Annotated in this window: 23 protein-coding genes and 2 pseudogenes; 10 read left to right on the top strand and 15 right to left on the bottom strand. The window is 67.0% G+C overall.

The annotated features are described in order from the left end of the window. Positions 1-58 precede the first annotated feature (58 nt). Together TY51_RS02385 and TY51_RS02390 are read right to left on the bottom strand one after the other, a co-directional pair. Positions 59-801, bottom strand: a pseudogene (locus TY51_RS02385) (RlmE family RNA methyltransferase). 1 nt (position 802) lies between these two features. Next, the gene (locus TY51_RS02390; protein WP_042245371.1) at positions 803-1,924 is read right to left on the bottom strand and encodes a Ppx/GppA phosphatase family protein; all 1,122 of its coding nucleotides are present in this window, start codon (positions 1,922-1,924) and stop codon (positions 803-805) included. A gap of 118 nt (positions 1,925-2,042) precedes the next feature. On the opposite strand from TY51_RS02390, the gene TY51_RS02395 reads away from it, so the two are divergent. Continuing rightward, positions 2,043-3,494 (top strand): TrkH family potassium uptake protein, encoded by a 1,452-nt coding sequence (locus TY51_RS02395; protein WP_042245373.1) that lies wholly within the window; start codon positions 2,043-2,045, stop codon positions 3,492-3,494. Here the strand turns inward: TY51_RS02395 and TY51_RS02400 are convergent. Continuing rightward, positions 3,491-4,774: a peptidoglycan-binding protein gene (locus TY51_RS02400; RefSeq protein ID WP_231558868.1), complete on the bottom strand. Its 1,284-nt coding sequence runs from the start codon at positions 4,772-4,774 to the stop codon at positions 3,491-3,493. The two genes, TY51_RS02395 and TY51_RS02400, sit on opposite strands and share 4 nt — an antisense overlap. 107 nt (positions 4,775-4,881) lie before the next feature. On the opposite strand from TY51_RS02400, the pseudogene TY51_RS02405 reads away from it, so the two are divergent. The 3 genes and pseudogenes from TY51_RS02405 to glyS all read left to right on the top strand — a co-directional run bounded on the left by TY51_RS02405 (position 4,882) and on the right by glyS (position 8,388). Beyond that, positions 4,882-5,804 (top strand): annotated as a pseudogene (locus TY51_RS02405) (glycine--tRNA ligase subunit alpha). Next, on the top strand, positions 5,801-6,277 hold the full coding sequence (locus tag TY51_RS02410) for a DUF6446 family protein (RefSeq protein ID WP_042245376.1): 477 nt from the start codon (positions 5,801-5,803) through the stop codon (positions 6,275-6,277). The pseudogene TY51_RS02405 and the gene TY51_RS02410 overlap by 4 nt, the downstream one beginning before the upstream one ends. Beyond that, entirely contained in the window at positions 6,277-8,388 is a 2,112-nt protein-coding gene (glyS, locus tag TY51_RS02415; protein WP_042245378.1) for a glycine--tRNA ligase subunit beta, read from the top strand. The genes TY51_RS02410 and glyS overlap by 1 nt, the downstream gene beginning before the upstream one ends. 145 nt (positions 8,389-8,533) lie before the next feature. Here the strand turns inward: glyS and TY51_RS02420 are convergent, their stop codons facing one another. The 12 genes from TY51_RS02420 to TY51_RS02475 all read right to left on the bottom strand — a co-directional run bounded on the left by TY51_RS02420 (position 8,534) and on the right by TY51_RS02475 (position 17,177). Beyond that, a complete protein-coding gene (locus TY51_RS02420; protein WP_042245381.1) occupies positions 8,534-9,313 on the bottom strand; it encodes a succinate dehydrogenase iron-sulfur subunit in 780 nt (259 codons plus the stop codon). 12 nt (positions 9,314-9,325) lie between these two features. Further along, positions 9,326-10,150 carry a hypothetical protein gene (locus TY51_RS02425; protein WP_042245384.1) on the bottom strand — a complete coding sequence of 275 codons (825 nt, stop codon included), beginning with the start codon at positions 10,148-10,150 and terminating at the stop codon, positions 9,326-9,328. Then, on the bottom strand, positions 10,147-10,461 hold the full coding sequence (locus tag TY51_RS02430; RefSeq protein WP_231558869.1) for a hypothetical protein: 315 nt from the start codon (positions 10,459-10,461) through the stop codon (positions 10,147-10,149). The genes TY51_RS02425 and TY51_RS02430 overlap by 4 nt, the downstream gene beginning before the upstream one ends. Positions 10,462-10,465: 4 nt before the next feature. Further along, the gene (locus TY51_RS02435) at positions 10,466-10,834 is read right to left on the bottom strand and encodes a hypothetical protein (RefSeq protein ID WP_052649681.1); all 369 of its coding nucleotides are present in this window, start codon (positions 10,832-10,834) and stop codon (positions 10,466-10,468) included. Next, positions 10,834-12,636: a succinate dehydrogenase flavoprotein subunit gene (sdhA, locus tag TY51_RS02440; RefSeq protein WP_042245388.1), complete on the bottom strand. Its 1,803-nt coding sequence runs from the start codon at positions 12,634-12,636 to the stop codon at positions 10,834-10,836. The genes TY51_RS02435 and sdhA overlap by 1 nt, the downstream gene beginning before the upstream one ends. Positions 12,637-12,643: 7 nt before the next feature. Then, entirely contained in the window at positions 12,644-13,033 is a 390-nt protein-coding gene (locus TY51_RS02445) for a succinate dehydrogenase, hydrophobic membrane anchor protein (protein ID WP_042245392.1), read from the bottom strand. Positions 13,034-13,040: 7 nt separating this feature from the next. Beyond that, positions 13,041-13,433, bottom strand: a complete 393-nt coding sequence (gene sdhC / locus TY51_RS02450; protein WP_042245396.1) for a succinate dehydrogenase, cytochrome b556 subunit — start codon at positions 13,431-13,433, stop codon at positions 13,041-13,043. 245 nt (positions 13,434-13,678) lie between these two features. Continuing rightward, positions 13,679-14,713, bottom strand: coding sequence for a MaoC family dehydratase (locus TY51_RS02455; RefSeq protein WP_042245399.1), 1,035 nt, complete (start codon positions 14,711-14,713; stop codon positions 13,679-13,681). After that, positions 14,710-14,916 (bottom strand): DUF1737 domain-containing protein, encoded by a 207-nt coding sequence (locus TY51_RS02460; protein ID WP_042245402.1) that lies wholly within the window; start codon positions 14,914-14,916, stop codon positions 14,710-14,712. The genes TY51_RS02455 and TY51_RS02460 overlap by 4 nt, the downstream gene beginning before the upstream one ends. A 1-nt stretch (position 14,917) precedes the next feature. Further along, positions 14,918-15,469 carry an NnrU family protein gene (locus TY51_RS02465; protein ID WP_042245404.1) on the bottom strand — a complete coding sequence of 184 codons (552 nt, stop codon included), beginning with the start codon at positions 15,467-15,469 and terminating at the stop codon, positions 14,918-14,920. Between the two features lie 42 nt (positions 15,470-15,511). Further along, the gene (locus TY51_RS02470) at positions 15,512-16,354 is read right to left on the bottom strand and encodes a CoA ester lyase (protein WP_042245407.1); all 843 of its coding nucleotides are present in this window, start codon (positions 16,352-16,354) and stop codon (positions 15,512-15,514) included. Positions 16,355-16,436: 82 nt separating this feature from the next. After that, entirely contained in the window at positions 16,437-17,177 is a 741-nt protein-coding gene (locus TY51_RS02475; RefSeq protein ID WP_081994664.1) for a sulfite exporter TauE/SafE family protein, read from the bottom strand. A 167-nt stretch (positions 17,178-17,344) separates the two neighbouring features. Here TY51_RS02475 and mdh point away from each other — a divergent pair, with 167 nt between their 5' ends. The 6 genes from mdh (at position 17,345) to TY51_RS02505 (ending at position 25,336) form a co-directional block, all read left to right on the top strand. Beyond that, positions 17,345-18,307 carry a malate dehydrogenase gene (mdh, locus tag TY51_RS02480; protein ID WP_042245413.1) on the top strand — a complete coding sequence of 321 codons (963 nt, stop codon included), beginning with the start codon at positions 17,345-17,347 and terminating at the stop codon, positions 18,305-18,307. A gap of 68 nt (positions 18,308-18,375) precedes the next feature. Beyond that, complete coding sequence (locus tag TY51_RS02485) at positions 18,376-19,545, top strand: hypothetical protein (RefSeq protein WP_052649683.1); 1,170 nt, start codon at positions 18,376-18,378, stop codon at positions 19,543-19,545. Between the two features lie 185 nt (positions 19,546-19,730). Next, complete coding sequence (sucC, locus tag TY51_RS02490) at positions 19,731-20,924, top strand: ADP-forming succinate--CoA ligase subunit beta (RefSeq protein ID WP_042245415.1); 1,194 nt, start codon at positions 19,731-19,733, stop codon at positions 20,922-20,924. 81 nt (positions 20,925-21,005) lie between these two features. Then, on the top strand, positions 21,006-21,890 hold the full coding sequence (sucD, locus tag TY51_RS02495; RefSeq protein WP_042245435.1) for a succinate--CoA ligase subunit alpha: 885 nt from the start codon (positions 21,006-21,008) through the stop codon (positions 21,888-21,890). Between the two features lie 64 nt (positions 21,891-21,954). After that, positions 21,955-22,335 (top strand): hypothetical protein, encoded by a 381-nt coding sequence (locus TY51_RS02500; protein WP_042245418.1) that lies wholly within the window; start codon positions 21,955-21,957, stop codon positions 22,333-22,335. A gap of 34 nt (positions 22,336-22,369) precedes the next feature. After that, positions 22,370-25,336, top strand: a complete 2,967-nt coding sequence (locus tag TY51_RS02505) for a 2-oxoglutarate dehydrogenase E1 component (RefSeq protein WP_042245421.1) — start codon at positions 22,370-22,372, stop codon at positions 25,334-25,336. Positions 25,337-25,388: the final 52 nt, after the last annotated feature.

Genomic DNA, 25,388 nt, shown 5'->3' on the forward strand with positions numbered 1-25,388 from the left:
CCCTGCAGGGGGTCCGGGGGACGGCCAGTCCCCCGGCGCCGCGGGACGCAAAGGGCGATCAGTCCTCGGCGGGGATCTCGCGCCCCCTGAACCCGGTGGCCACCACGAATTTCTCGGACGAATCGCTGCGGCTGGCGGGGGGCTTCACGTTCACGACCTTGGTGAAGTTCTTCTTCAGCATGGTCTGCATGTCGGTCTCTGCCCCGCCCGCCAGAACCTTGGCCACAAACGTGCCGCCCGGTTCCAGCACGTCAAAGGCCAGCTGGGCCGCCGCCTCGACCAGTGCCACGATGCGGTTGTGGTCGGTGTTCTTGTGGCCCGACGACGATGCCGCCATGTCCGACATCACCACGTCCGCGGGCCCGCCCAGCCAGGCCTTGACCTGGTCGTCGGCCCCGTCCTCCAGGAAATCCAGCACGTGGATCTCGGCCCCCGCGATCGGGTCGACCTCCTGCAGGTCCAGGCCCAGCACGCGCCCGACCTTCTTGCCCGATTTCTCGCCCAGCGCGTTCACGCGGGCCACGGCCACCTGGCACCAGCCGCCGGGGGCGCAGCCAGATCCACGACCCGCGCGCCGGGCACCAGAAAGCGGTACTTGTCGTCCAGCTCGATGATCTTGTAGGCCGCCCGCCCGCGATAGCCCTCGCGCTTGGCGCGGACCACATAGGGGTCGTTCAGCTGCCGTTCCAGCCACAGCGTGGAGGACAGCTTGCGGCCCTTGGCCGATTTCACGCGCACACGCAGGTCGCGCGCGCCGCGGCCGCTGGTCTTGCCGTCCCGGCTGGTCGGTGTCTTCGTCATCTCATGCCACTCCGTTCAAACCTTCCGGCGCCAGCACCCCATCGCGCACCATCTGGGCATAAAGCAACCCCTCGCGCAGGCCGCGATCCGCGACCGACAGCTTGTTCGTGGGCCAGACCCGCATCAGCGTCTGCAGGATCGCCGCCCCCGACATGATCAGCGCATGGCGTTCGCGCCCGATGCGCGGGTCGGTGCGCCGCCCCTCGGGGCCAAGCTGCAGATAGGAATGGATCACCCGGTCGATCTGGTCGCTGGTCATCTCCAGCCCGTCGACCTTGGTCCGGTCATAGCGGCGCAGGCCCAGAAAGCTGGCCGCGACCGTGGTGACCGTGCCGGAGGTGCCGATGATCTGGAACCCCTCGTCGGGCGAGCCGTCCGCATAGGGGGTGAAATTCGCCAGCGCCTCCTCGAAGAACCACGACATCAGCGCGAACCGCCCCTGGTCATCCTCGACATCCGCGAACTGGTCGCGCAACGTCGCCACGCCTAGGGGCACGCTGATCCAGTCGACGACGCGGGCGCCGCCCGGCTGCGGGTTCCCGAAGCCGTCGGACAGGCGCATGATCGCGCGGGGCCGTTCCTTCGGCTCCACGTCCTCAAGGTCGATCCAGACCAGCTCGGTCGATCCGCCGCCGATATCGACGACCATCAGCGTTTCCGTCTTGTGGCTGACCAGCGGCGCGCAGGAGATCACGGCCAGGCGGGCCTCCTCCTCGGCGCCGATGATCTCGATCGGCAGGCCGGTCTCGCGCCGGATCGTGCGCAGGAAATCGCGGCTGTTGCGGGCACGCCGGCATGCCTCGGTCGCCACAAGACGCATGTTGCGAACCTTGTGCTGATCAAGCTTGCGCTTGCAGACCTGCAGCGCGTGCACGGTACGCGCCATCGAGCTGCGGGACAGGCGTCCCGAAGCTTCCAGCCCCTGACCAAGCTGAACCGGCTTGGAGAAGCTGTCGACGACCTGAAACTGACTGCCCGTCGGTCGGGCAATCAGCATCCGGCAAGAATTCGTTCCCAAATCCAGGGCAGCGTACAGCGCCCCTTCATCAGGTTGTCGGGTGCCCGACGGCTCGACCGTATTTCTCGGGAACGCGTCCGCACCCGCAGGACGCTTGGGCGTCATAACACACGCCCTCCGATGACAAGTTGAACAAAACGTAACCTGCCATCGGCGACCATTCAAGGGGCGGCGACCGCGACGGCCACTTGACGGGCGCGCGGACGCGCGGCAACCAGAGCCTATGATCGACATCCGCCCCGTTGCCCACCCGATCGGCAAGATCCTGACCGCGATCGGTGGCCTGATGCTGGCGCCGATGGTCGTCGACTGGTGGCATGGCGATCCGCACTGGATGGTGTTCCTGCAATCGGCGGTGATCACCATGGCGGCGGGGGTCTTCGTCGCGGTGGCGACGGCCGGTCGCTATGACCATCTGTCGCTGCATCAGGCGTTCCTGCTGACCTCCGGGATCTGGCTGGTCCTGCCGCTTTTCGGGGCCCTGCCCTTCATGCTGGGCGCGCCGAATGCCAATTTCACCGACGCGATGTTCGAATCGATGTCGGGCTTCACCACCACCGGCACCACGGTCTTTCCGCAGCTGGACGACCTGGCGCGCGGCATCCACCTGTGGCGCGCGATCCTGCATTGGGCCGGCGGACTGGGAATCGTCGTCGTGGCGATGGTGTTCCTGCCGGTGATGAAGGTCGGCGGCATGCAGTTCTTCCGGTCCGAAGGCTTTGACACGCTTGGCAAGGTCCTGCCCCGCGCAGGCCAGATCGCGACAGAGATGACGCAGCTGTACCTGATCCTGACCGGGGCCTGCATCATCACCTATCTGATCCTGGGCCTGACCGGCTTTGACGCGGTGGTTCAGGCGTTCAGCACGATCTCGACCGGGGGGTTCTCGAATTACGACGCCAGCTTTGGCGCGTTCCTGGGACCTGCGGAATGGGCGTCGTCGGTGTTCATGATCCTGGCCTCGATCCCGTTCATCCGCATGGTCCAGTTGATGCGCGGCCAGGCGAAACCCCTGTGGCGCGACATCCAGGTGCGCGCCTATCTGCGCTGGATCAGCTATGCCGTGATCATCATCCTGCTGTACCGCGTGCTATGGCTGGGCCAGGCCGGCCACCCCGAGGAGATGCTGCGGGAGACCGTGTTCAACGTCATCTCGACCTTTTCGGGGACGGGGTTCGCGTCGACGGACGTGACCCAGTGGGGCCACCTGCCACTGATGATCCTGGTGATCTGCGGACTGATCGGCGGCTGCACCGGGTCGACGGGCTGTTCGGTCAAGGTCTTTCGCTATCTGGTGCTGTTCGAGGCCGTGCGCGCCCAGATCCGCCGCATGCATTCGCCCCACCGGGTCTATCCGGTGCGCTATGACGGCCAGCCTCTGGAACAGGACGTGGTCGATTCGGTCATGGCGTTCTTCACGCTGTTCTTTCTGACCTTCGGCCTGCTGATCGTGGGCCTGTCGCTGACCGGCCTGCATCCGCGCACGGCGCTGACCGCCGCCTGGACGGCCATCGCCAATATCGGCCCGGTCTGGGGCCCCGAGGTGACGCGCAACGGCTCGATCGCCGAATTCCCCACCTCGGCCAAGTGGCTGATGACGTTGGGGATGTTCCTGGGCCGGCTGGAGCTGGTGTCGGTGCTGGTCCTGCTGCTGCCGCGGTTCTGGCGCGACTAGGGCAGCGCGGTGGGCGCGGCACCGGCATTCGCGCCGGGGCCATGGCGCGTCAGGCTGTCGCTGATCTCCGCCTGCAGGCGGGTCTGGGTGTCCGCGTCCGACGCAGGCCAGATCAGCACATACCCCTCGGCCCGGCCCTCGCGGACCCAACCCTCGGCCGCGCCGATATGCACGTCGTTGGCGCCCTGCAGGGTCACATGGCCCGGCTTGACCACGCGATCGGGCTGCGGCACCCAGCCAAGCGCCGTGACCAGACCGGCCAGATCCAGCAACTCCTGCTGACCGCCCGGCTGGCTGAACAGGATCAGCGCCGCCCCCGACCCGTCCCGCGGGCCATAGATCGACAGCGCCCGTTCGGCCCGATCAAAGGTCAGCGCCCGCATCGGCGCGGTAACGGTCAGCCCGGTCGCCTGATCGACCAACGGCGCCAGCCCCTGTTCCTCGGCCCAGGCCGCACGGCGTTCCGCCAGCAGCCGCAGCGCCGTCCCCGGATCGGTCGAGGCGCGGGCTTGGGTGATCTCGGCCTGGATCGCGGCGCGGGTTCGGGGACCATCCTTGCCGTCGATCTGGCCGTCGTAATGCCCCGCCCACCGCAGCGCGCGCTGAACCTGGTCCAGCGGCGGCAGGGGCTCGGGCGCGCCCGGTACGGGCAATTCAGGGGCGGAGCCTGCATCCAGCGCCTGACCCAGATCGGCGGCGCGGGCCAGCATCGCGTCATCGGGGATCACGTCCGCATCGGCCAGCACCGGCAGAGAGGCCGCCGCCGCATCGTCGGCCACGGGGCCAAGCGCCACCGCGAACCAGCCGTCGGGCAGCCGCCACAGCCCGGCCTCGGGGAATCCGGCGCGGATACGGGCCAGCGCGGCACGCGCCTCGGGTTCGGCCTGAAACGATTCCAGCCGCAGATAGATGCCGGGCGGCGGCGGGGCGACCGCCTGCGGTGCCGCCGGATCGGCGTCGCCCACCGGCGTCAGCGCGGTGCCAGGCGCGGGGGTGCTGACGAACGCGTCCTGGGGCACCTTGCGGGCCTGTTTCAGCTGTTCCAGCAGCGGCTCCGCCCGGTCCTCGGGCAGCGGGCCGATGGCGATGCCCGTCCAGCCCCCCGGCAGCGGCAGCGTCACGACACCGTCGAACCGGTCGGCCCAGCCCTGCGCCGCCTGCGCTGCCGCCTGCGGATCGCGCTTGGCCTCCAGCCGGATCACCGCGCCCTGGGCCAGGGCCGCGCCGGGCATCGACCCCGCCAGAACCAGTCCCACCACATAGCGCAAAGGCGTCGTCATGCTGTCCATCCTGTCGCGGGTGCCCGCCCGCCGTCGGGCCTTCATTGACCCTGTTGCATCGCGCGCCTAGAAGACGCCTTGCCCGATCTACGCAAAAGGATGGCCCGATGACCAGCCCCAACCGACCCCGCAGTTTCCAGGACATCATCCTGCGCCTGCAGACCTATTGGGCAGGCCAGGGCTGCGCCGTCCTGCAGCCCTATGACATGGAGGTCGGCGCAGGGACGTTCCATCCCGGAACCACGCTGCGATCGCTTGGATCGCGGGCCTGGGCCGCGGCCTATGTCCAGCCGTCGCGCCGCCCGACCGACGGCCGCTACGGAGAGAACCCGAACCGGCTGCAGCATTACTACCAGTTTCAGGTCATCATCAAACCGTCCCCCCCGGACCTGCAGGAGCTGTATCTGGGCAGCCTGCGCGCCATCGGCCTGGACCCGCTAATCCATGACGTCCGCTTTGTCGAGGATGACTGGGAATCCCCGACCTGGGTGCCTGGGGCCTGGGCTGGGAGGTCTGGTGCGACGGCATGGAAGTCAGCCAGTTCACCTATTTCCAGCAGGTCGGCGGCCACGACTGCCGCCCCGTGTCCGGGGAGCTGACCTATGGCCTGGAACGCCTGGCCATGTACGTTCTGGGCGCGGAACATGTGATGGACATGCCCTTCAACGACCCGGACAGCCCGATCGCACTGACATATGGCGACATCTTCCGCCAGACCGAACAGGAATACTCGCGCTGGAATTTCGACCAGGCCGACACCGACATGCTGTTCCAGCATTTCAAGGACGCCGAGGCCGAATGCGCCCGCATCCTGGCCGCCGACCGCGTCGACAGCGCCGGCCGCACCATCCCGATGGCGCATCCTGCCTATGACCAGGCGATCAAGGCCAGCCACATCTTCAACCTGCTGGACGCACGCGGCGTGATCTCCGTCACGGAACGCCAAGCCTATATCGGCCGGGTCCGCGCGCTGGCCAAGGGCTGCGCCGACCTGTTCCTGACCACCGAAGCGGCGGGGTCGCCCGCGTGAACTGGGGCAAGGTCGCGGCGCTGGTCCTGCTGGGCAGCACCATCGCCGCAGGCGCCGGCATGTGGTACGCGCAGGAATACCTGTATTACGACCCGATCGACCCGAACGGTCCCGACGCCACCATCGCGGTGACCACCGCCGCGGGCGAACAGCCCCTGCCCCTGACCGGGTTCGAGGGGATCGACGCAGACAGCAGCCCGCTGCGCTGGCGCGCCTGCGCCACCAGCGATGCCGTCCCGGCCGACGCCCTGCCCTTTGACGACGCGACGCCCCTGAACGCGCCGGGCTGGTTCGCCTGTTTCGACGCGGGCCGGATCGGCACCGATCTGGAGAACGGCGCCGCCCGCGCCGTGCTGTCGGTCAGCGACATCCGCCCCGACGTGGATCGCGTGCTGGCCATCTATCCCGACGGCCGCGTCTATGGCTGGCACCAATACAACGACAAGACCCCGGAACGCGGAGTGATGGACTGATGCCCGACCTGCTGATCGAACTGTTCTCCGAGGAAATCCCCGCCCGCATGCAGGCCCGCGCGCGCGAGGACCTCAAGCGCCTGGTGACCGACGGCCTGGTCCAGGCCGGGCTGACCTATGCCAGCGCGGGCGCCTTCAGCACACCGCGCCGCCTGACCCTGACGGTCGAGGGCCTGACCGCCGCCAGCCCCACCACGCATGAGGACCGCAAGGGCCCCCGCACCGACGCCCCCGACGCCGCGCTGGAGGGGTTCCTGCGCTCGACCGGGCTGACCCGCGACCAGTTGCAGGCCCGCGACGACAAGAAGGGCCAGGTCTGGTTCGCCACCGTCACCAAGCCCGGCCGCCCCGCCGCCGACATCGTGGCCGAGGTGCTGGAGACGACGATCCGCAACTTCCCCTGGCCGAAATCCATGCGGTGGGGGTCGGGCAGCCTGCGGTGGGTGCGCCCGCTGCATTCGATCCTGTGCATCCTGTCGGATGAGGCCGGCGCGTCTGTCGTACCGCTGACCGTGGACGGGATCGTCGCGGGCAACACCACCCGTGGCCACCGCTTCATGGCGCCCGATGCGTTCACGGTCAGTGGCTTCGACGATTACGCTGCCAAACTGCGCCGCGCCCGCGTGATGCTGGACACCGAGGAACGCGCCGCGGAAATCCGGTCGCAGGCCGACAACCTGGCCTTTGCCCGCGGCTGGCAGATCGTCCCCGACGACGCCCTACTGGCCGAGGTCGCGGGCCTTGTCGAATGGCCCGTCCCCCTGATGGGCGTGATCGAGGACCGCTTCCTGGCCCTGCCCCCCGAGGTCCTGCAGACCTCGATGAAGGAGCACCAGAAGTTCTTCTCGGCCCGCAACCCGTCCACGGGCCGGATCGAGGGCTTTGTGACCGTCGCCAACATTCAGACGCCCGATGACGGCGCGACGATCCTGGCCGGCAATCAGCGCGTCCTGGCCGCCCGCCTGTCCGACGCCGCCTTCTTCTGGGAAAACGACCTGCGCGAGGCGAAATCGGGCATGGCGACCTGGGCCGCGGGCCTGGCCTCGGTTACCTTCCACAACAAGCTCGGCTCCCAAGCCGACCGGATCGAACGCATCGCCGCCCTGGCGCGCGAGATCGCCCCGCTGGTGGGTGCCGACCCCGACCATTCCGAACGCGCCGCCCGCCTGGCCAAGCTGGACCTGCGCTCCGCCATGGTCGGAGAGTTCCCCGAACTGCAGGGCACCATGGGCCGCTACTACGCGCTGGAGGCCGGAGAACCCGACGCCATCGCCGACGCCGCCCGCGACCACTACTCGCCCCTCGGCCCCTCCGACGCGGTGCCCACCGCGCCCGTGTCGGTCGCCGTGGCGCTGGCCGACAAGATCGATACGCTGACGGGGTTCTGGGCGATCGACGAAAAGCCTACCGGGTCGAAAGACCCGTTTGCGTTGCGGCGTGCTGCTCTCGGGGTGATCAGATTGATCATGTCGAACAAGCTCGATCTCCAGCTGCAGACTGTCATGGCAAAAGTGGTCAAGAATTCAGATCTTCTCCATGCAGAGAGCGACGCTGGGATCGCAGGACCGTCTCCAGATCAGTATCTTCCTGACCTGATTTCCTTTTTCCATGATCGCCTCAAGGTCTACCTGCGCGATCAGGGCATCCGTCACGATATCATCGATGCAGTCCTGGCACAGGACGCCAACGACGATCTCGTCCGCGTGACAGCCCGCGCCACCGCGCTAAACGCCATGCTGGCGACAGAGGACGGCAAGAACCTGACCCAAGGCCTGAAACGCGCCGGCAATATCCTGGCGCAGGCCGAGGACAAGGACGGCGTCGAGTACAGCTTCGGTGCCGACGTCAAGTTCGCCGAGACCGATCAGGAACGCGCCCTCTTCACCGCGCTGGATACCGCAGAACCGGCGATCCGGCACGCCATGGCCGCGCAGGACTTCCCCGCCGCCATGACCGCCATCGCCGCCCTGCGCACCCCCATCGACGCGTTCTTCGAGGCCGTGCAGGTCAACACGGACAGCCAAATCGTCCGGCGCAACCGCCTGAACCTGCTGTCCCGCATCCGCGAGGCCGGCCGCCAGATCGCAGACTTCACCCGCATCGAAGGCTAGGGCCCGACCTACAAGAAAACGGCCCGGAGATCGCTCTCCGGGCCGTATTTCCATGAACCAGTCTCAGGGGAGCTCGAGGGGACGGAACGTCCCCTCGGCGGGGGGTGCGGGGGGCTGGCCCCCCGCCCGCCGCCGCGGGACGCAATCAGACTGCGCGTTCGACCATCATGTGCTTGATCGACGCGATGGCCTTGGCGGGGTTCAACCCCTTGGGGCAGGTGTTGGTGCAGTTCATGATCGTGTGGCAGCGGTACAGCTTGAAGGGATCCTCCAGCTCGTCCAGACGCTCGCCCGTGGCCTCATCGCGGCTGTCGATGATCCAGCGATAGGCATGCAGCAACGCGGCCGGCCCCAGGTAACGGTCGCCGTTCCACCAGTACGACGGGCACGCGGTCGAACAGGACGCGCACAGGATGCACTCGTACAGGCCGTCCAGCTTCTTGCGGTCCTCGATGGACTGCTTCCATTCCTTGCCCGGCGTCGGCGTCTTGGTCTGAAGATAGGGGTTCACCGACGCGTGCTGCGCATAGAAGTGCGTCAGATCAGGCACCAGATCCTTGACCACCGCCATATGCGGCAGCGGATAGATCGACACGTCGCCCTTGACCTCGTCGATGCCGAAGATGCAGGCCAACTTGTTGCCGCCGTCGATCACCATCGCGCAGGACCCGCAGATCCCCTCGCGGCAGGACCGGCGGAAGGACAGCGTCGGGTCGATCTCGGCCTTGATCTTGATCAGGGCGTCCAGCATCATCGGCCCACAGCGGTCCAGATCGACAAAATAGGTGTCCAGACGCGGGTTCTCCCCGGTCTCGGGGTCCCACCGATAGATCTTGAACTTCTTGACGTTGGTTGCGCCCTCGGGCTTGGGCCAGGTCTTGCCGACGCGGATCTGGCTGTTCTTGGGCAGGGTGAACTGGACCATGGATAGCTCCTTTCAGAGAGTGCCTTCGGACGGCACATGGGCCGCAAACAGGGGTTGCGAACGGGCCACCAGATCGGCCACCCGGTCGCGGGCATGAGGGTTCAGCGCCAGCCCGTTCAGGCGGCGCAGGAATTCGGTGGCGCCGGGCGTCAGACGCTCCATCGCGCGGGATTCCAGCGGCGGCAATGCGTCCAAACGCGCGTCTGTGACGCCTGCCAGCGACAGCAGCTGACGGCCGGGACGGTCGGCATCCGCCTCGTCCTCCAGCTGCAGGCGGGTGACGGGCACGCCCGCCAATGCGCCGTCCAATCGGCGCAGCAGGTCACCCCATCCGGGCAGCTCGGCCGTCTGCGCCCGGAACTCAGACAGGGTCAGCGCATAGCCGTCCGTACGCACGGCCTGCGCCCAGACCGAGGGCAGCCATGCGGTCATCCGACGGGTATAGATCACGACATGCGGGGCAAAGCCCCGCGCCGTCGCCACCTGGACCAGCAAGGCCAGCATCGCGGGCAGCGCCGGGAACAGGCGGGTCTCTCCGCCATTGCCAGGCATCGCGCCGGCCAGATTTTCATGGGACAGGATCACCGGGCGATCATCGTCCGGCAGATCGTCCAGCACCGTCTGGAACGCCGCCACCAACTTGGCACGATGACCGTCATCCGGCGTCAGGCTGCAGGCGATGGCCGCGCGACCAAGCGGACGCATCGGCGTCCCCTCCTCCGGCGTGCGGATCACCACCGCATCCGCCAGCGCCGGGGCCGAACGGCGCAGAAACCGCTGCAGGCTTGTGGTGCCGGTCTTCTGGACACCGACATGCAGGAACAGCGGACGGCTCATCGCACACCCCGCCAGCCCGGCTGATCGGCCAGCACGCGTTCGGGCATCTGGCCCGACCGCCGCTGGACACAGCGGTTGAACACGTCGGACGGATCGCGGCCACGAATGTAGTCGCTGCTGATTTCCAGCTCGACACTGCCATAGCTGCGGGTGCCGCCCGATCCGGAGCCGACGCCCATCGCGATGCTTCCGCGCGGGCGTTCGGCCATTTCGGCGTCGCGCAGGCAGCTTCGTTCGGCCTGGTCCACCGGGACCGGACCGCAGGCCGCCACCAAAGGCAGCAGACCCACGAAGATTGCCCGCACGATCACTGGATCACGCCGTGCGTGCCGCAGCGGCGATGCACTGCGTCGTCGCCGGACGCGACACGATGGCGGCAACGCTGTCCGCGGTACCAGCAACGCCCGAACGCGACATCTGCGCGATGTCGATCAATTCCGCCGTCGAGGCGTTGTTGATCACGCAGTCCGAGTAGGGCGAGACGTTGACGCCCGGCAGGCGGCGCTGCATCTCGCTGTCCACCACGTTGCGGGCGACTTGGCGCGAGGCCGCGTCCAGCACGGTCGGTGCAGGTGCGACGCCGGGAGCGGTCGGCACGGCGGGGCCGGTCATGGGGACCGGGGCGACGCAGCCCGCCAAGGTGGCGGCGGCAATGCCGAAAGCGGCGATGAGGTTAAAGCGCATCAATAAACCCTTTTCTTCGGAGCGATCTTTTGCAGGTCGATCCCGCCTTCCTCGGCCGTGGTCAACGGCTCCAGATGGACGGGGCGATAGGCCAGTTTAACCTTGTTCCCATCAACCCAGGCAAGCGAATGCTTGCGCCAGTTGGCGTCATCCCGCTCAGGGTAATCCTCGTGCGCATGGGCGCCGCGGCTTTCCTTGCGGGCCTCGGCCGCGACGATCGTCGTCAGGGCGTTGGGCATCAGGTTGGTCAGCTCCAACGTTTCCATCAGGTCCGTGTTCCAGATCAATCCGCGATCGGTGACCTTGATGTCGTCCACCTTGCCGGCGATGCCCTCCATCTTGACCACGCCCTCGGCCAAGGTCTTGTCGGTGCGGAACACTGCTGCATCCAGCTGCATCGTGCGCTGCATCTGGTCGCGCAGTTCCGCGGTCGACATCGTGCCCTTGGCGTGGCGCAGGCCGTCGAAACGGTCCAGCGCGCGGTCGACCTCGGGCTTGTTCGTGGCAGGCACCGCACCGGCACGGTCCACGACCTCGCCTGCGCGGATCGCGGCGGCACGGCCGAACACCACCAGGTCGATCAGGCTGTTCGACCCAAGACGGTTGGCACCATGCACGGAGGCACAGCCCGCCTCGCCCACGGCCATCAGGCCCGGGAAGATGGCATCGGGGTTTTCCTCTGTCGGGGCAAGCACTTCGCCCCAATAGTTCGTGGGAATTCCACCCATGTTGTAATGCACCGTCGGCAGCACCGGGATCGGCGCGCGGGTCAGGTCGACACCGGCAAAGATCTTGGCGCTTTCGCTGATGCCGGGCAGGCGCAGGTCCAGCGTCTCCGGCGGCAGGTGCATCAGGTTCAGGAAGATGTGGTCCTTGTCGGGACCGACGCCGCGACCCTCGCGGATCTCCATCGTCATGCAGCGGCTGACGACGTCGCGGCTGGCCAAGTCCTTGTAGGTGGGCGCATAGCGCTCCATGAACCGCTCGCCTTCGGAGTTGGTCAGGTAACCGCCCTCGCCCCGCGCGCCTTCGGTGATCAGGCAGCCCGAACCATAGATGCCGGTCGGGTGGAACTGCACGAACTCCATGTCCTGCAGCGGCAGGCCCGCACGGGCGACCATGCCGCCACCGTCGCCGGTGCAGGTATGGGCGCTGGTCGCGCTGAAATAGGCGCGGCCATAGCCGCCGGTCGCCAGCACCACCATCTTGGCGTTGAAGACATGCATCGTGCCGTCGTCCAGCTTCCAGCAGACGACGCCGGTGCAGCGGCCATCGGTGATGATCAGGTCCAGTGCGAAATATTCGATGAAGAATTCCGCGTTGTTCTTCAGCGACTGGCCGTACAGCGTATGCAGGATGGCGTGGCCGGTGCGGTCGGCCGCGGCGCAGGTGCGCTGAACCGGGGGGCCTTCGCCGTATTCGGTGGTGTGGCCGCCGAAGGGACGCTGATAGATGCGGCCATCCTCGGTGCGCGAAAACGGCACGCCGTAATGTTCCAGCTCATAGACGGCCTTGGGGGCCTCGCGCGCCAGGTATTCCATGGCGTCGGTGTCGCCCAGCCAGTCCGACCCCTTGACGGTGTCGTACATGTGCCACTGCCAGCTGTCGGGGCCCATGTTGGACAGGGACGCGGCGATGCCGCCCTGTGCCGCCACGGTATGCGACCGCGTCGGGAACACCTTGGTCACGCAGGCCGTGCGCAGCCCCTGTTCGGCCATGCCGAGCGTCGCGCGCAGACCCGCGCCACCGGCCCCGACGACGACTACGTCATAGTCATGAACGGTTGTTTCGTAAGCTGCCATGTCGTCCTCAGATCGCGGGAAGGGTGAAGGCCATCTTGGCCAGCGCAAAGATGGCGGCGGCGATCACGCCCCAGCCAAAGATCGCGATGGCGACCATCGTCAGTTGCTGGGCGGTGCCGTGGACATAGTCCGCGATCGCGCCGCCCTGAGAGCCCTTGATGAAATGGATCATGCCCACGACGATGAACAGCGCGGTGATGATGCCGGGGAATGGGCGCCCGAAATGGGCCACGACCTGATCCTGGGGCAGGCCGATGGCGCCGCCCACGGCGATCAGGAACAGCGGCGTCAGCACGATCAGCGCATAGCTGCTCATCGTGATGTTCCAGTGATGCGCGGTGCCGGCGCGGGCGGAACCCATGCCCTGGGCGGCCTTGCGGGGGGTGATGTAACGCATGATGCCCTCAGCCGATGAAGAAGATGATCAGGCTCAGCACGGTCAGCGCGACCGAACCGATGATGATGGCCCAGGACCCGCGCTTGGCGTCCTCGATCTCGAGGCCCATGCCGTTGTCGTAGAACAGGTGGCGCACGCCCGACAGCGCGTGGAACCACAGCGCCCAGGTCGAGCCGACCATGATCAGAAAGCCCAGCCAGGACCGCAGGACCCAATCGGCCGTGGCGAAGGCTTCGGGGCTGCTGACCGCGGCGACCAGCCACCAGACCAGCAGCAGGATGCCCGCCGACATCGCATGCCCGGTGATGCGCGTCAGGATCGAGGTGACTGCGGGGATCGGCAGGCGATAGACCTGAAGATGGGGGGAAAGGGGCCGGTTGCCCCGGTTCACGTCGGCCATCGGCGGCCCTCCTTTGTCGGTTCAGCTTGTCCCGTCGCAGGGGCCCGGAAAGGACTGGGCTGGCCGCGCGGGCTGGCGATTGGTGCCGTTCTTGACGCTACAGATGCCATCTGTCATCCGCAGATACCACCCCGCGCGCGCAAATGACGCGGAAATGGGGCTTTGTGATCACAGGTACGGCAGCTGTGATCACAGGTTAAGGACCGTTAGCGGCGGACATCGAAATCACGCGACTCGATGCACCGCTACAGCGGCATCAGCGCCCAGTAGTCCAGATCCAGCAGCACGTCCGGCGGGTACTTGCCCTGATCGTCGCGCAGCACGCCCGCAGGCGCGCCGTTCCGCGTGGCCACCAGACGCAGACGGATCGCGCCGACACCCGGCGCGTCGGTCGGCGCGCGGTCCAGAACCTGCGACCACGCCCGCACCGTGTCGCCCGCAAAGCACGGATTGGCATGCGCGCCCGCGTTCAGCGCCACGATCATCTGCGCATTGGCCAGCCCGTTGAAGGACAGGGCGCGGGCCAGGCTGATGACGTGGCCGCCATAGATCAGCCGCCGCCCATCGGGACGATGGGTGGCATCGAAATGCACCTTGGCGGTGTTCTGCCACAGGCGGGTGGCCAGCATATGCTCGGCCTCTTCGATGGTGACGGCATCGACATGGTCAATGATCTCGCCCACGGCGTAGTCGCCCCAACGGTGCGGTTCCCCTGCAAGATCAAAGTCGTATTCGGTAAAGTTCAACCCTTCCGGCACGATCAGGTCCGCCGGATCGACGGTTTCCGCCAGGTTCGGCACGACCGCTTCCGGCGCGACCGAGCCCGCATCGCGCTTGCGGACCATCACCCATCGGACATAGTCCAGCACCACCTCGTCGACCTGGTTCAGGCCCTGGGTACGCACCCAGACCACGCCGGACTGGCCGTTAGAGTTCTGGCGCAGGCCGATCACCTGGCTTTCGGCGCGCAGCGTATCGCCGGGCCAGACCGGCCGCAGCCAGCGCCCCTGGGCATAGCCCAGGTTAGCCACCGCATTCAGGCTGACATCCGGCACCGTCTTGCCAAAGACCGTGTGAAACGCCAGCAGATCGTCCAGCGGACTGCCGTCCAGACCGCAGGAAATCGCGAATTCGTCCGACGAATACAGTGCATGCCGGGCCGGATACAGCGCGTGGTACAGCGCCCGTTCCCCTTCGGCCACGGTGCGGGGCACCGCATGGCGGATGGTCTGGCCGACCGTGTAATCCTCGAAGAACCGTCCGGGGTTGGTCTTGGTCATTGCTGTCCCAGCTTCATCTCGGGGTCGTAATCCGCCTCGATCTGCTTGGTGACCGCCTGTCCCATGCGCATCACGCCCTTGATCGGGTCATGGGCCATGGACGGGCTGCCGTGCAGCGACCAGCCCTTGGACAGGGCCTCGCTGACCCGGTGGCAGAACTTGGACGTGTCGTCGTCGGTGATGCAGCGATAGATCAGGGGCATGTCAGGCTCCTCCGAAGGGCCAGGGGCCGATCCAACCGTGGATCAGGCCGATCACGATCATGACGATGACGGCGCCGACGGCGGCCATCGCCTCCTTGCGGGCGGGGAACGGTCCGGTGGGGCGGACCCAGGGGCTGGCGCGGTTGATCACCACCATCTCGACGAGGGACCAGGCCAGCAGGCCGCCGAACAGGACAAAGGACGGCGTGTCGCCGTTCACCAGCAGATGCGCGCCCGCCCACAGGGCAAAGCCCCACAGCATCGGGTGGCGCGTATAGGCGGTCACGCGGGTCTTCATGCCGCTGGCCGCGAACAGATAGATCGACACCAGGACCAGCAGGTTGTTGATCCCCACGAAGGCCGGGTTCGGACCCCAGAAGAACGCGCCTTCGGCCCCGCGATAGCCGATGACCATCAGGATGATCGACAGGACCAGCAGGCCCGTGACCATGCCCTTGCCCGCCTCGCCCATGCCGGCGCGGCTGGCCGGGGCCACCCGTTTGTAGAGATGCGCCGCCCACCACAGGGCCACGCCTAGGATCAGGATCAGCATCTGGCTTTCCTCTCGCTGGAGCTTGTGGCGCGCAGACTGCCCTTATTGCGCCATGGCCGCAATCGCCTGCGCGCGGTCCAGCGTCTGGCGCGCGGTGGCGACGTGCAGGTTCTCGACGATGCGGCCGTCCACCACCGCCACGCCCTTGCCCTCGGCGGTGGCCGCATCGAACGCCTCGATCTGGCGGCGGGCCAGGGCGACCTCATCCTCGGTGGGGGCAAAGGCGGCGTTGGCGATCTCCAGCTGGGCGGGGTGGATCAGGGTCTTTCCGTCAAAGCCCATGTCGCGACCCTGTTCGCATTCGGCGCGCAAACCGTCCTCATCCTTGAACGCGTTGAAGACGCCGTCCACGATCACCACCCCATGCGCCTTGGCCGCCAGCAGGCACAGGCCCAGTCCGGCCATCATCGGCAGGCGGTCAGCACGGAACCGGCTGCCCAGATCCTTGGCCAAGTCGTTGGTGCCCATCACCATCCCCGCCAGCCGCGGATGGGCGGCGATGGCGGCGGCGTTCAGCATGCCCAACGGCGTCTCCATCATCGCCCACAGGGGCGTGTCGGGGATCAGGTCGGCCACGCGGTCCAGATCGTCCGGACCGTCCACCTTGGGGATCAGCACCGCATCAACGTCCAGACCGGCGCAGGCGCGGGCATCGTCCGCGCCCCATGCGGTGGACAGCGCGTTGATGCGCACGATCCGAGCGCGCGGGCCGTAATCCTGCGTCAGGGCCTGGGCCAACGCGTCGCGGGCCGCGGCCTTGGCGTCCGGGGCCACGGCATCCTCCAGATCAAAGATGATCGCATCGGTGGGCAGGCCGCGGGCCTTTTCCATCGCACGGGCATTGGCGGCGGGGATGTACAGAACCGAGCGATAGGGGCGGGCCATCGAAAACCTCCGGGCAACAATCTTGCGCCTTGGTGCCGCGTCGCGCCACATATGGCAAGCGTAAAATGCCGCACTGCGGCGATCAGCCGACTACGCCCTGCCAGATCAGCCGCAGCGACACCGCCAGCAGGCCCCAGGTGATCAGCCGATAGAACAGAGCCGGGGGAATGATCCGCACCAACCGCAGCCCAACCCAGACTGCCGCCAGCGACACCGGCATCAGCACCGCCGCCGTGGTCAGGTTCGCCAGCGACAGCTGGCCCAAAGCGGCATAGGGGATCAGCTTGACCCAGTTGCCGATGGCAAAGAACCAGGTCGTCGTGCCTGCATAGATCAGCGGCGACAGGCGCAGGGGCTGGGCATAGACCTGCCACAGCGGCGCGCCCGCATGGCTGACAAAGCTGGTGTAACCCGCAAGCCCGCCCCAGATCGTGGCCGCCCTGCCCCGCGCGGGCCGGGGTTCGGCGTCCAGCGCCGGCCGGATCAGCGCATTCAGCGCGAATCCCAGCCCGATGACCCCCACGATCAGTGTGACGCCCCGCACCGGCACGATGCTGGCCGTGGCCCAGCCCACCGCGATTCCCGCCATCGCGCCCGGCAGCGCCAGCATCAGCACGCGCCGGTCCAGGTTGCGGCGAAACGCGATCAGCCCGCCCACGTCGGACACGACATAGATCGGCAGCAGCAGCCCCGCCGCCTGCACCGGCGACATGACCAGCGACATGAGCGGAACGCTGATGATGCCCACCATCGCCAGCCCGCCCTTGGACAGCCCCACCGCGATCGCCGCGATCACGGCCAGCGCCCAGCCCGCGCCCGACAATTCCAGCATGGGCCCCTCCCTGCACGACGTGCAATCTGTGGCGCGCGGTGGGGATGAAGACAAGTGTTAGCACAACCATGCCCATGCGGCCGTGGGACCGTCTTGCGATTCCTTGCGCGACCGCTTACCCCTGCCGCAACTTTTCACCACCCAATCGGAGGTTATCCATGGCCCGACCCAAAATCGCACTGATCGGTGCGGGGCAGATCGGCGGCACGCTGGCGCATCTGGCCGCGATGAAGGAGCTGGGCGACGTCGTCCTGTTCGACATCTCGGAAGGCACGCCGCAGGGCAAGGCGCTGGACATCGCGCAATCGGGCCCGTCCGAGGGTTTCGACGCCCGCATGAAGGGCGCCAACGATTACGCCGACATCGCCGGCGCCGACGTCTGCATCGTGACCGCGGGCGTTCCGCGCAAGCCGGGCATGAGCCGCGACGACCTGCTGGGCATCAACCTCAAGGTCATGAAATCCGTGGGAGAGGGCATCGCCAAGCACGCCCCCGACGCCTTCGTGATCTGCATCACCAACCCGCTGGACGCGATGGTCTGGGCGCTGCGCGAGTTCAGCGGCCTGCCCCACAACAAGGTCTGCGGCATGGCCGGCGTGCTGGATTCGGCCCGCTTCCGCCACTTCCTGTCGCTGGAATTCAACGTCTCGATGCGCGACGTTACGGCATTCGTGCTGGGCGGCCATGGCGACACGATGGTGCCGCTGACCCGCTATTCGACCGTCGCCGGCATCCCGCTGCCCGACCTGGTCAAGATGGGCTGGACCACGCAGGAGAAACTGGACGCGATCGTCCAGCGCACCCGCGACGGCGGCGCCGAGATCGTCGGCATGCTGAAGACCGGCAGCGCCTTCTATGCCCCCGCGACCAGCGCCATCGAGATGGCCGAGGCCTATCTGAAGGACCAGAAGCGCGTCCTGCCTTGCGCGGCCCATGTGGACGGCGCCTATGGCCTCAAGGGCATGTATGTCGGCGTGCCGACCGTGATCGGCGCGAACGGCGTGGAAAAGATCATCGACATCAAGCTGGACCGCGACGAACAGGCGATGTTCGACAAGTCCATCGACGCGGTGAAGGGTCTGGTCGAGGCCTGCAAGGGCATCGATTCCTCGCTGGCCTGATCTTCGCTTGCGAAACCTTGGAACGGCGCGCCATGATCGGCGCGCCGTTTCCTGTTTCCGGGGGTCTCATGCGCTGTCTTCTTGCCGTCCTGTCGATGCTTGCCGCGCCCGCCGTGGCGCAGGAGACATCGGCGCTGATCGCGGACCGCGGCCTGGCGGGCGCCCGAACGCAGCTGCAGGCGCAGGCCCCGTCGGCCGATCGCGACCTGGCCATCGCCGCGACGCAGTTCCTGGGCGGGGTCGAGGCCGCGTTCCAGGCCCGGCACCGCATCGGCGCGACCGAACCGCTGCTGCCCCTGCCGCTGCTGGGTGCGACCCTGCCACTGAACCCCGACCCGCAGCCGATGACGGCCGACTTTGTCACCGCGATGATGCGCGACCTGTCGCAGGCCATGCAGGACACCCGCGACACCCTGCCCGACGGCCCCGCCACGCTGGTCTTGGATCTGCGCGATCTGTGGCTGGACGTCGACGGTGACCGTGCACGCGGCCCGGCCGAGGATCTGGCGGCGCTGTCGGGCTTGCCCCTGCCCGAAGGCCCGGCGGTGGTGCGGTTCGATGCTGCCGACATCCACTGGCTGCGCGCCTATACGCATCTGATCGACGGGGTTGCGACGCTGATCCTGGCATTCGATCCCGAACCGGCGCTGGCGCAGCGGATCGCGCTGGATGCGGCGCTGGCCGAACAGTTCGCCCAACCGCCCGGCCAGATGGCCCGTGCGCCCAATTTCGACATGCAGGCCCGCGCCTTTGGCCCGCTGGTGGACCGCGTGGCGGTGGTGATCCAGACCCTGCGCCAGCAGCCCGACCCGGCCCTGACGCGCGCCGCGGGCGCGCATCTGCGCGCCATGGTCGCCGCCAATCGCGTCTTCTGGACCGAGGTCGCGCAGGAGACCGACAACGACCGCGAATGGATCCCCAACGACGCGCAGCAGGCAGCCCTGGGGTTTGCGCTGCCGCAGGGCACGGGGCCGTTGTGGCTGTCGATCCTGGACGAGGTCGACCAGGCGCTGGCCGGCAGGATGCTGATCCCCTATTGGCGCTTTGCCCCCGGCCACGGCCTCGACCTGGCGATGTGGCTGGACGATCCGCGCCCGGTCGAGGTCGTGGACTGGATCCAGGGCACCGCCGCCCTGCCCTATGCCCGCCCCGGCCTGACTGTCGGGCGCGACAATTGGGACCGGTTCCTAGGCAGCTTTGGTGGTCAGGCGGGGCTTTACATGCTGTTGCTGAACTGACCGCAGAGCGCGAATCAACCTGCTTGCGCTATCGGCACGGATGTTTGTGATCACGGCAAATCTGGCTGTGATCACATTCGGCGGCTTCCCGCCGGTTTTCGGCATTTTACGGGGAATTCGTTTCTGTGTGCCATGCAGGCGTGGCACAAGGCCCCAAATCTGTCGAACCGAATGAGGGGGTCGAGATGAACATCCACGAATACCAAGCCAAGGCGCTGCTGCGTCAATACGGCGCGCCCGTCAGCGAAGGCCGCATCGTGATGAAGGCCGACGAGGCCAAGACCTGCGCCAGCGAGATGGACGGCCCGCTGTGGGTCGTCAAGGCGCAGATCCACGCCGGTGGCCGTGGCAAGGGCCACTTCACCGAGGCTGCGGCCGGTGAAAAGGGCGGCGTCCGCCTGGCCAAGTCGGTCGAGGAAGCCGAGGAACTGTCCCGCCAGATGCTGGGCCGCACGCTGGTCACGCACCAGACCGGACCCGCCGGCAAGCAGGTCAACCGCATCTATATCGAAGACGGCAGCGACATCGCACGCGAGCTGTACCTGGCCCTGCTGGTCGACCGTCAGACCTCGCGCGTCAGCTTTGTCGCCTCGACCGAGGGCGGCATGGACATCGAGGAAGTGGCCGAGCACACCCCGGAAAAGATCGTCAGCTTCAGCGTCGATCCTGCGTCCGGCCTGTCGGATTTCCACGGCCGCCGCGTCGCGTTCGCCCTGGGCCTGGAAGGCGCGCAGGTCAAGCAGTGCGTCGCCCTGGTCAAGAACCTGTATCGCATGTTCATCGAAAAAGACATGGAGATGCTGGAGATCAACCCGCTGATCGTCACGCCCGAAGGCCAGATCAAGTGCCTGGACGCCAAGATGGGCTTTGACAACAACGCCCTGTACCGCCAGCCCGACATCATGGCGCTGCGCGACGAGACCGAGGAGGACAGCAAGGAGCTGGCCGCCTCCAAGTTCGACCTGAACTACATCGCGCTGGACGGCGAGATCGGCTGCATGGTCAACGGCGCAGGCCTGGCGATGGCCACGATGGACATCATCAAGCTGTTCGGCGCCGAGCCCGCCAACTTCCTGGACGTCGGCGGCGGCGCCACGACCGAGAAGGTCACCGAGGCGTTCAAGATCATCACCAGCGACCCGAACGTCAAAGGCATCCTGGTCAACATCTTCGGCGGCATCATGCGCTGCGACATCATCGCGGAAGGCATCATCGCCGCCGTGAAGGAAGTCGGCCTGCAGGTCCCGCTGGTCGTGCGCCTGGAAGGCACGAACGTTGAGCTGGGCAAAGAGATCATTGCCAACAGCGGCCTGAACGTGATCGCGGCCGACGACCTCAAGGACGGCGCCGAGAAGATCGTGAAAGCGGTCAAGGGCTGATCCATCCGGGCGCGCGGGACACGCGCGCCCTCCTCTGGAACATCGCGGTGCGTCACGCACCGCTTACGCAAGGAGGCCATGATGGCCGTTCTCGTCGACAAGAATACCAAAGTCATCTGCCAGGGGATCACCGGATCCCAGGGCACCTTCCACACCGAACAGGCGATCGCCTATGGCACCAAGATGGTCGGCGGCGTGACGCCGGGCAAAGGTGGCACGGATCACCTGGGCATGCCCGTCTTCAACTCGGTCCACGAGGCCGTGGCCGTGACCGGCGCCAATGCATCCGTGATCTATGTCCCGCCCCCGTTCGCGGCGGATTCGATCCTGGAGGCCATCGACGCCGAGGTTCCGCTGATCGTCTGCATCACCGAAGGCATCCCGGTCCTGGACATGATGCGCGTCAAGCGCGCCCTGGCCGGTTCGCAGTCGCGCCTGATCGGGCCGAACTGCCCCGGCATCATGACGCCGGACGAATGCAAGATCGGCATCATGCCGGGCAGCATCTTCCGCCGCGGTAGCGTCGGCGTCGTGTCGCGTTCGGGCACCCTGACCTATGAGGCCGTCAAGCAGACGTCCGACGTGGGCCTGGGTCAGTCCAGCGCCGTCGGCATCGGTGGCGACCCGATCAAGGGGATGGAGCACATCGACGTGCTGCGCCTGTTCCTGGAGGACCCCGAGACCGAATCGATCATCATGATCGGCGAGATCGGTGGTTCGGCCGAGGAAGAGGCCGCCGAATTCCTGGCCGAGCAGAAGCGCAAGGGCATCTGGAAGCCCACCGCGGGCTTTATCGCGGGTCGCACCGCACCTCCGGGCCGTCGCATGGGCCATGCCGGCGCGATCGTGTCGGGCGGCAAGGGCGACGCGGAATCCAAGATCGAGGCCATGAAGAAGGCCGGCATCATCGTCGCCGACAGCCCCGCGGGCCTGGGCGAAGCCGTGCTGAAGGCGATCAAGGGTTGATGATTTGACAGTCCGCCCCCCGGTACCCACCTGTGGGGGGCGGATTGACGCAAAGGGAAAGACCGTGGACCAGCAGACCGGCCAACACAGCATCGCAGCAGTCGCGCCCCGTGCGCGCCGTCTGCTGTCGCTTGTGGCGCTGCTGGGCCTTGCGGGCTGCGGGGACAGGGTGACGAACGACATCCTGCCCGGCGGCATCCCGGCGCGCACCAACCTGCACCAGGCCAGCGGCCTGCCGCCGGAATCGGTGCGCACCGTTGCACGGCGGGATTTCGGGTGGCGGGTGATCTATCGCCCCGCCTATGCCCCGCCGAATGCCGAAAGCCGCACAGCCGTCGCGCTGTGCGGCCTTGAACGTCGGGCCCCGCTGCGGATCCAGCAGCAGCCCCGGCTTGACCCGACCGCCGATCCCGGCGCCCGCATCTTCGACATCTACTGCGCCTGATCCAACCCATATTTGCCCTGAACGGGGACCAGCCATGACCGACCAGCCAAAGAACACCGACTTCCACGATTCCTCGTTCCTGCAGGGCCACAACGCGGCCTATGTGGAACAGTTGTACGGCCAGTGGGCCAAGGACGCAGGCGCGGTCGACGAAGCCTGGGACAGCTTCTTCCGGTCGCTTGGCGACGATCACGACGTGGCCGTCCGCGAGGCCGAGGGCGCCAGCTGGAAGCGGGCCGACTGGCCGCCGACCCCCCAGGACGACACGACCAGCGCCCTGACCGGCGAATGGCCGTCCTCGTCCAAGGGCGACGCCGATGCCGCGATCAAGAAAATCGCCGCCAAGGCCGAGGAAAAGGGCGTCAAGCTGACGACCGACCAGATGCGCCAGGCCGTGCTGGACAGCATCCGCGCGCTGATGCTGATCCGCGCCTTCCGCATCCGCGGCCACCTGCACGCGCAGCTGGACCCCCTGGGCCTGCGCGAAATCCCCGATCATGGCGAGCTGAACCCCGCCACCTACGGTTTCGGTCCCGGCGACATGGACCGCCCGATCTTCATCGACAACGTGCTGGGCCTTGAGGTCGCGTCGATCCGTCAGATCACCGACCTGATGACCCGCACCTATTGCGGCACGTTCGCGCTGCAGTACATGCACATCTCGAACCCCGAGGAAGCCGCCTGGCTGAAGGAGCGGATCGAGGGTTACGGCAAGGAGATCGCGTTCACCCGCGAAGGCCGCCGCGCCATCCTGAACAAGCTGGTCGAAGCCGAGGGCTTCGAGAAGTTCCTGCACGTCAAGTACATGGGCACCAAGCGGTTCGGCCTGGACGGTGGCGAGGCGCTGATCCCCGCGATGGAACAGATCATCAAGCGCGGCGGCGCGCTTGGCGTGAAGGAGATCGTGTTCGGCATGCCGCACCGCGGTCGCCTGTCGGTGTTGGCCAACGTGCTGTCCAAACCCTATCGCGCGATCTTCCACGAATTCCAGGGCGGCAGCTTCAAGCCCGAGGACGTGGACGGTTCGGGCGACGTGAAATACCACCTGGGCGCCAGCGCCGACCGTGAGTTCGACGGCAACAGCGTCCACCTGTCGCTGACCGCCAACCCCAGCCACCTGGAGGCCGTGAACCCGGTCGTGCTGGGCAAGGCGCGCGCCAAGAGCGATCAGCTGGGCGACATGACGGACCGCAGCTCGGTCCTGCCGATCCTGCTGCATGGCGACGCGGCATTCGCCGGTCAGGGCGTCGTTGCGGAATGCCTGCAGCTGTCGGGCATCCGCGGTCACCGGACCGGCGGCTGCATCCACATCGTGGTGAACAACCAGATCGGTTTCACCACCGCGCCGGCGTTCAGCCGCACCTCGCCCTATCCGACGGACATCGCGCTGATGGTCGAGGCGCCGATCTTCCACGTGAACGGCGACGACCCCGAGGCGGTGGTGCATGCCGCCCGCGTCGCCATCGAGTTCCGCCAGAAGTTCCGCAAGGACGTGGTTCTGGACATCATCTGCTATCGCCGCTTTGGTCACAACGAAGGCGACGAGCCGATGTTCACCAACCCGGCGATGTACACCAAGATCAAGGCGCAGAAGACCACGCTGCAGCTGTACACCGAACGCCTGGTCGCCGACGGGCTGATCCCCGAGGGCGAGATCGAGGACATGAAGGCCGCCTTCCAGGCGCACCTGAACGAAGAGTTCGAGATCGGCAAGAACTACAAGCCGAACAAGGCCGACTGGCTGGACGGCAAGTGGTCGGGCATGAACCGCGAGGGCACGGATTACGTCGCCGGCGAGACCGGCATCTCCCCCGAGGTGATGACCCAGGTCGGCCGCGCGCTGACCAATGCGCCGGACGGGCTGACCCTGCACAAGACCGTGGGCCGCCTGCTGGAAGCCAAGAAGCAGATGTTCGAGACGGGCGAGGGCTTTGACTGGGCCACCGCCGAGGCGCTGGCCTTTGGCTCGCTGGTGGCCGAGGGGCACGGCGTGCGCCTGTCCGGTCAGGACAGCACCCGCGGCACGTTCAGCCAGCGGCATTCGGCCTTCATCGACCAGAAGTCCGAGGACCGTTACTATCCGCTGAACAACATCGCCGAGGGTCAGGCCCGCTATGAGGTCATCGACAGCATGCTGTCGGAATACGCGGTGCTGGGTTTCGAATACGGCTATTCGCTGGCCGAACCCAACACGCTGACCCTGTGGGAGGCGCAGTTCGGCGACTTCGCCAACGGCGCGCAGATCATGTTCGACCAGTTCATCTCCTCGGGTGAGAAGAAATGGCTGCGCATGTCCGGCCTGGTGATGCTGCTGCCGCACGGCTTCGAGGGTCAGGGCCCCGAGCACAGCTCTGCCCGCCTGGAGCGGTTCCTGCAGCAATGCGCCGAGGACAACTGGATCGTCGCGAACTGCACCACGCCCGCGAACTATTTCCACATCCTGCGCCGGCAGATCCACCGCGGCTTCCGCAAGCCGCTGGTGCTGATGACGCCGAAATCGCTGCTGCGCCACCCGCTGGCCATCAGCCGCGCCGAGGAGTTCCAGTCGGGCAGCACCTTCCACCGCGTGCTGTGGGACGACGCACAGCGCGGTCGGTCCGACACCAAGCTGGTGTCCGACGACCAGATCAAGCGCGTCGTGGTCTGTTCGGGCAAGGTCTACTACGACCTGCTGAAGGCCCGCGACGAGGCCGGGATCACCGACACCTATCTGCTGCGTCTGGAACAGTTCTATCCGTTCCCGGCACAGTCGATGGTCAAGGAACTGGGCCGCTTCAAGCAGGCCGAGGTCGTGTGGTGCCAGGAAGAGCCCAAGAACCAGGGCGGCTGGAGCTTTGTCGAGCCTTACCTGGAATGGGTGCTGGAACGGCTTGGCGCCAAGCACACTCGCGCGCGCTATGCGGGCCGGAACGCGGCGGCCTCGGTCGCCACGGGCCTCGCCTCGCGCCACAAGGCCGAACAAGAGGCGCTGGTCGCCACCGCTCTGAACCTCGAAGGATGATCCGATGACCACCGAAGTCCGCGTGCCCGCCCTGGGCGAATCCGTTACCGAG

It is taken from the genome of Paracoccus sp. PAMC 22219, from assembly GCF_000787695.1.
GTDB lineage: Bacteria > Pseudomonadota > Alphaproteobacteria > Rhodobacterales > Rhodobacteraceae > Paracoccus.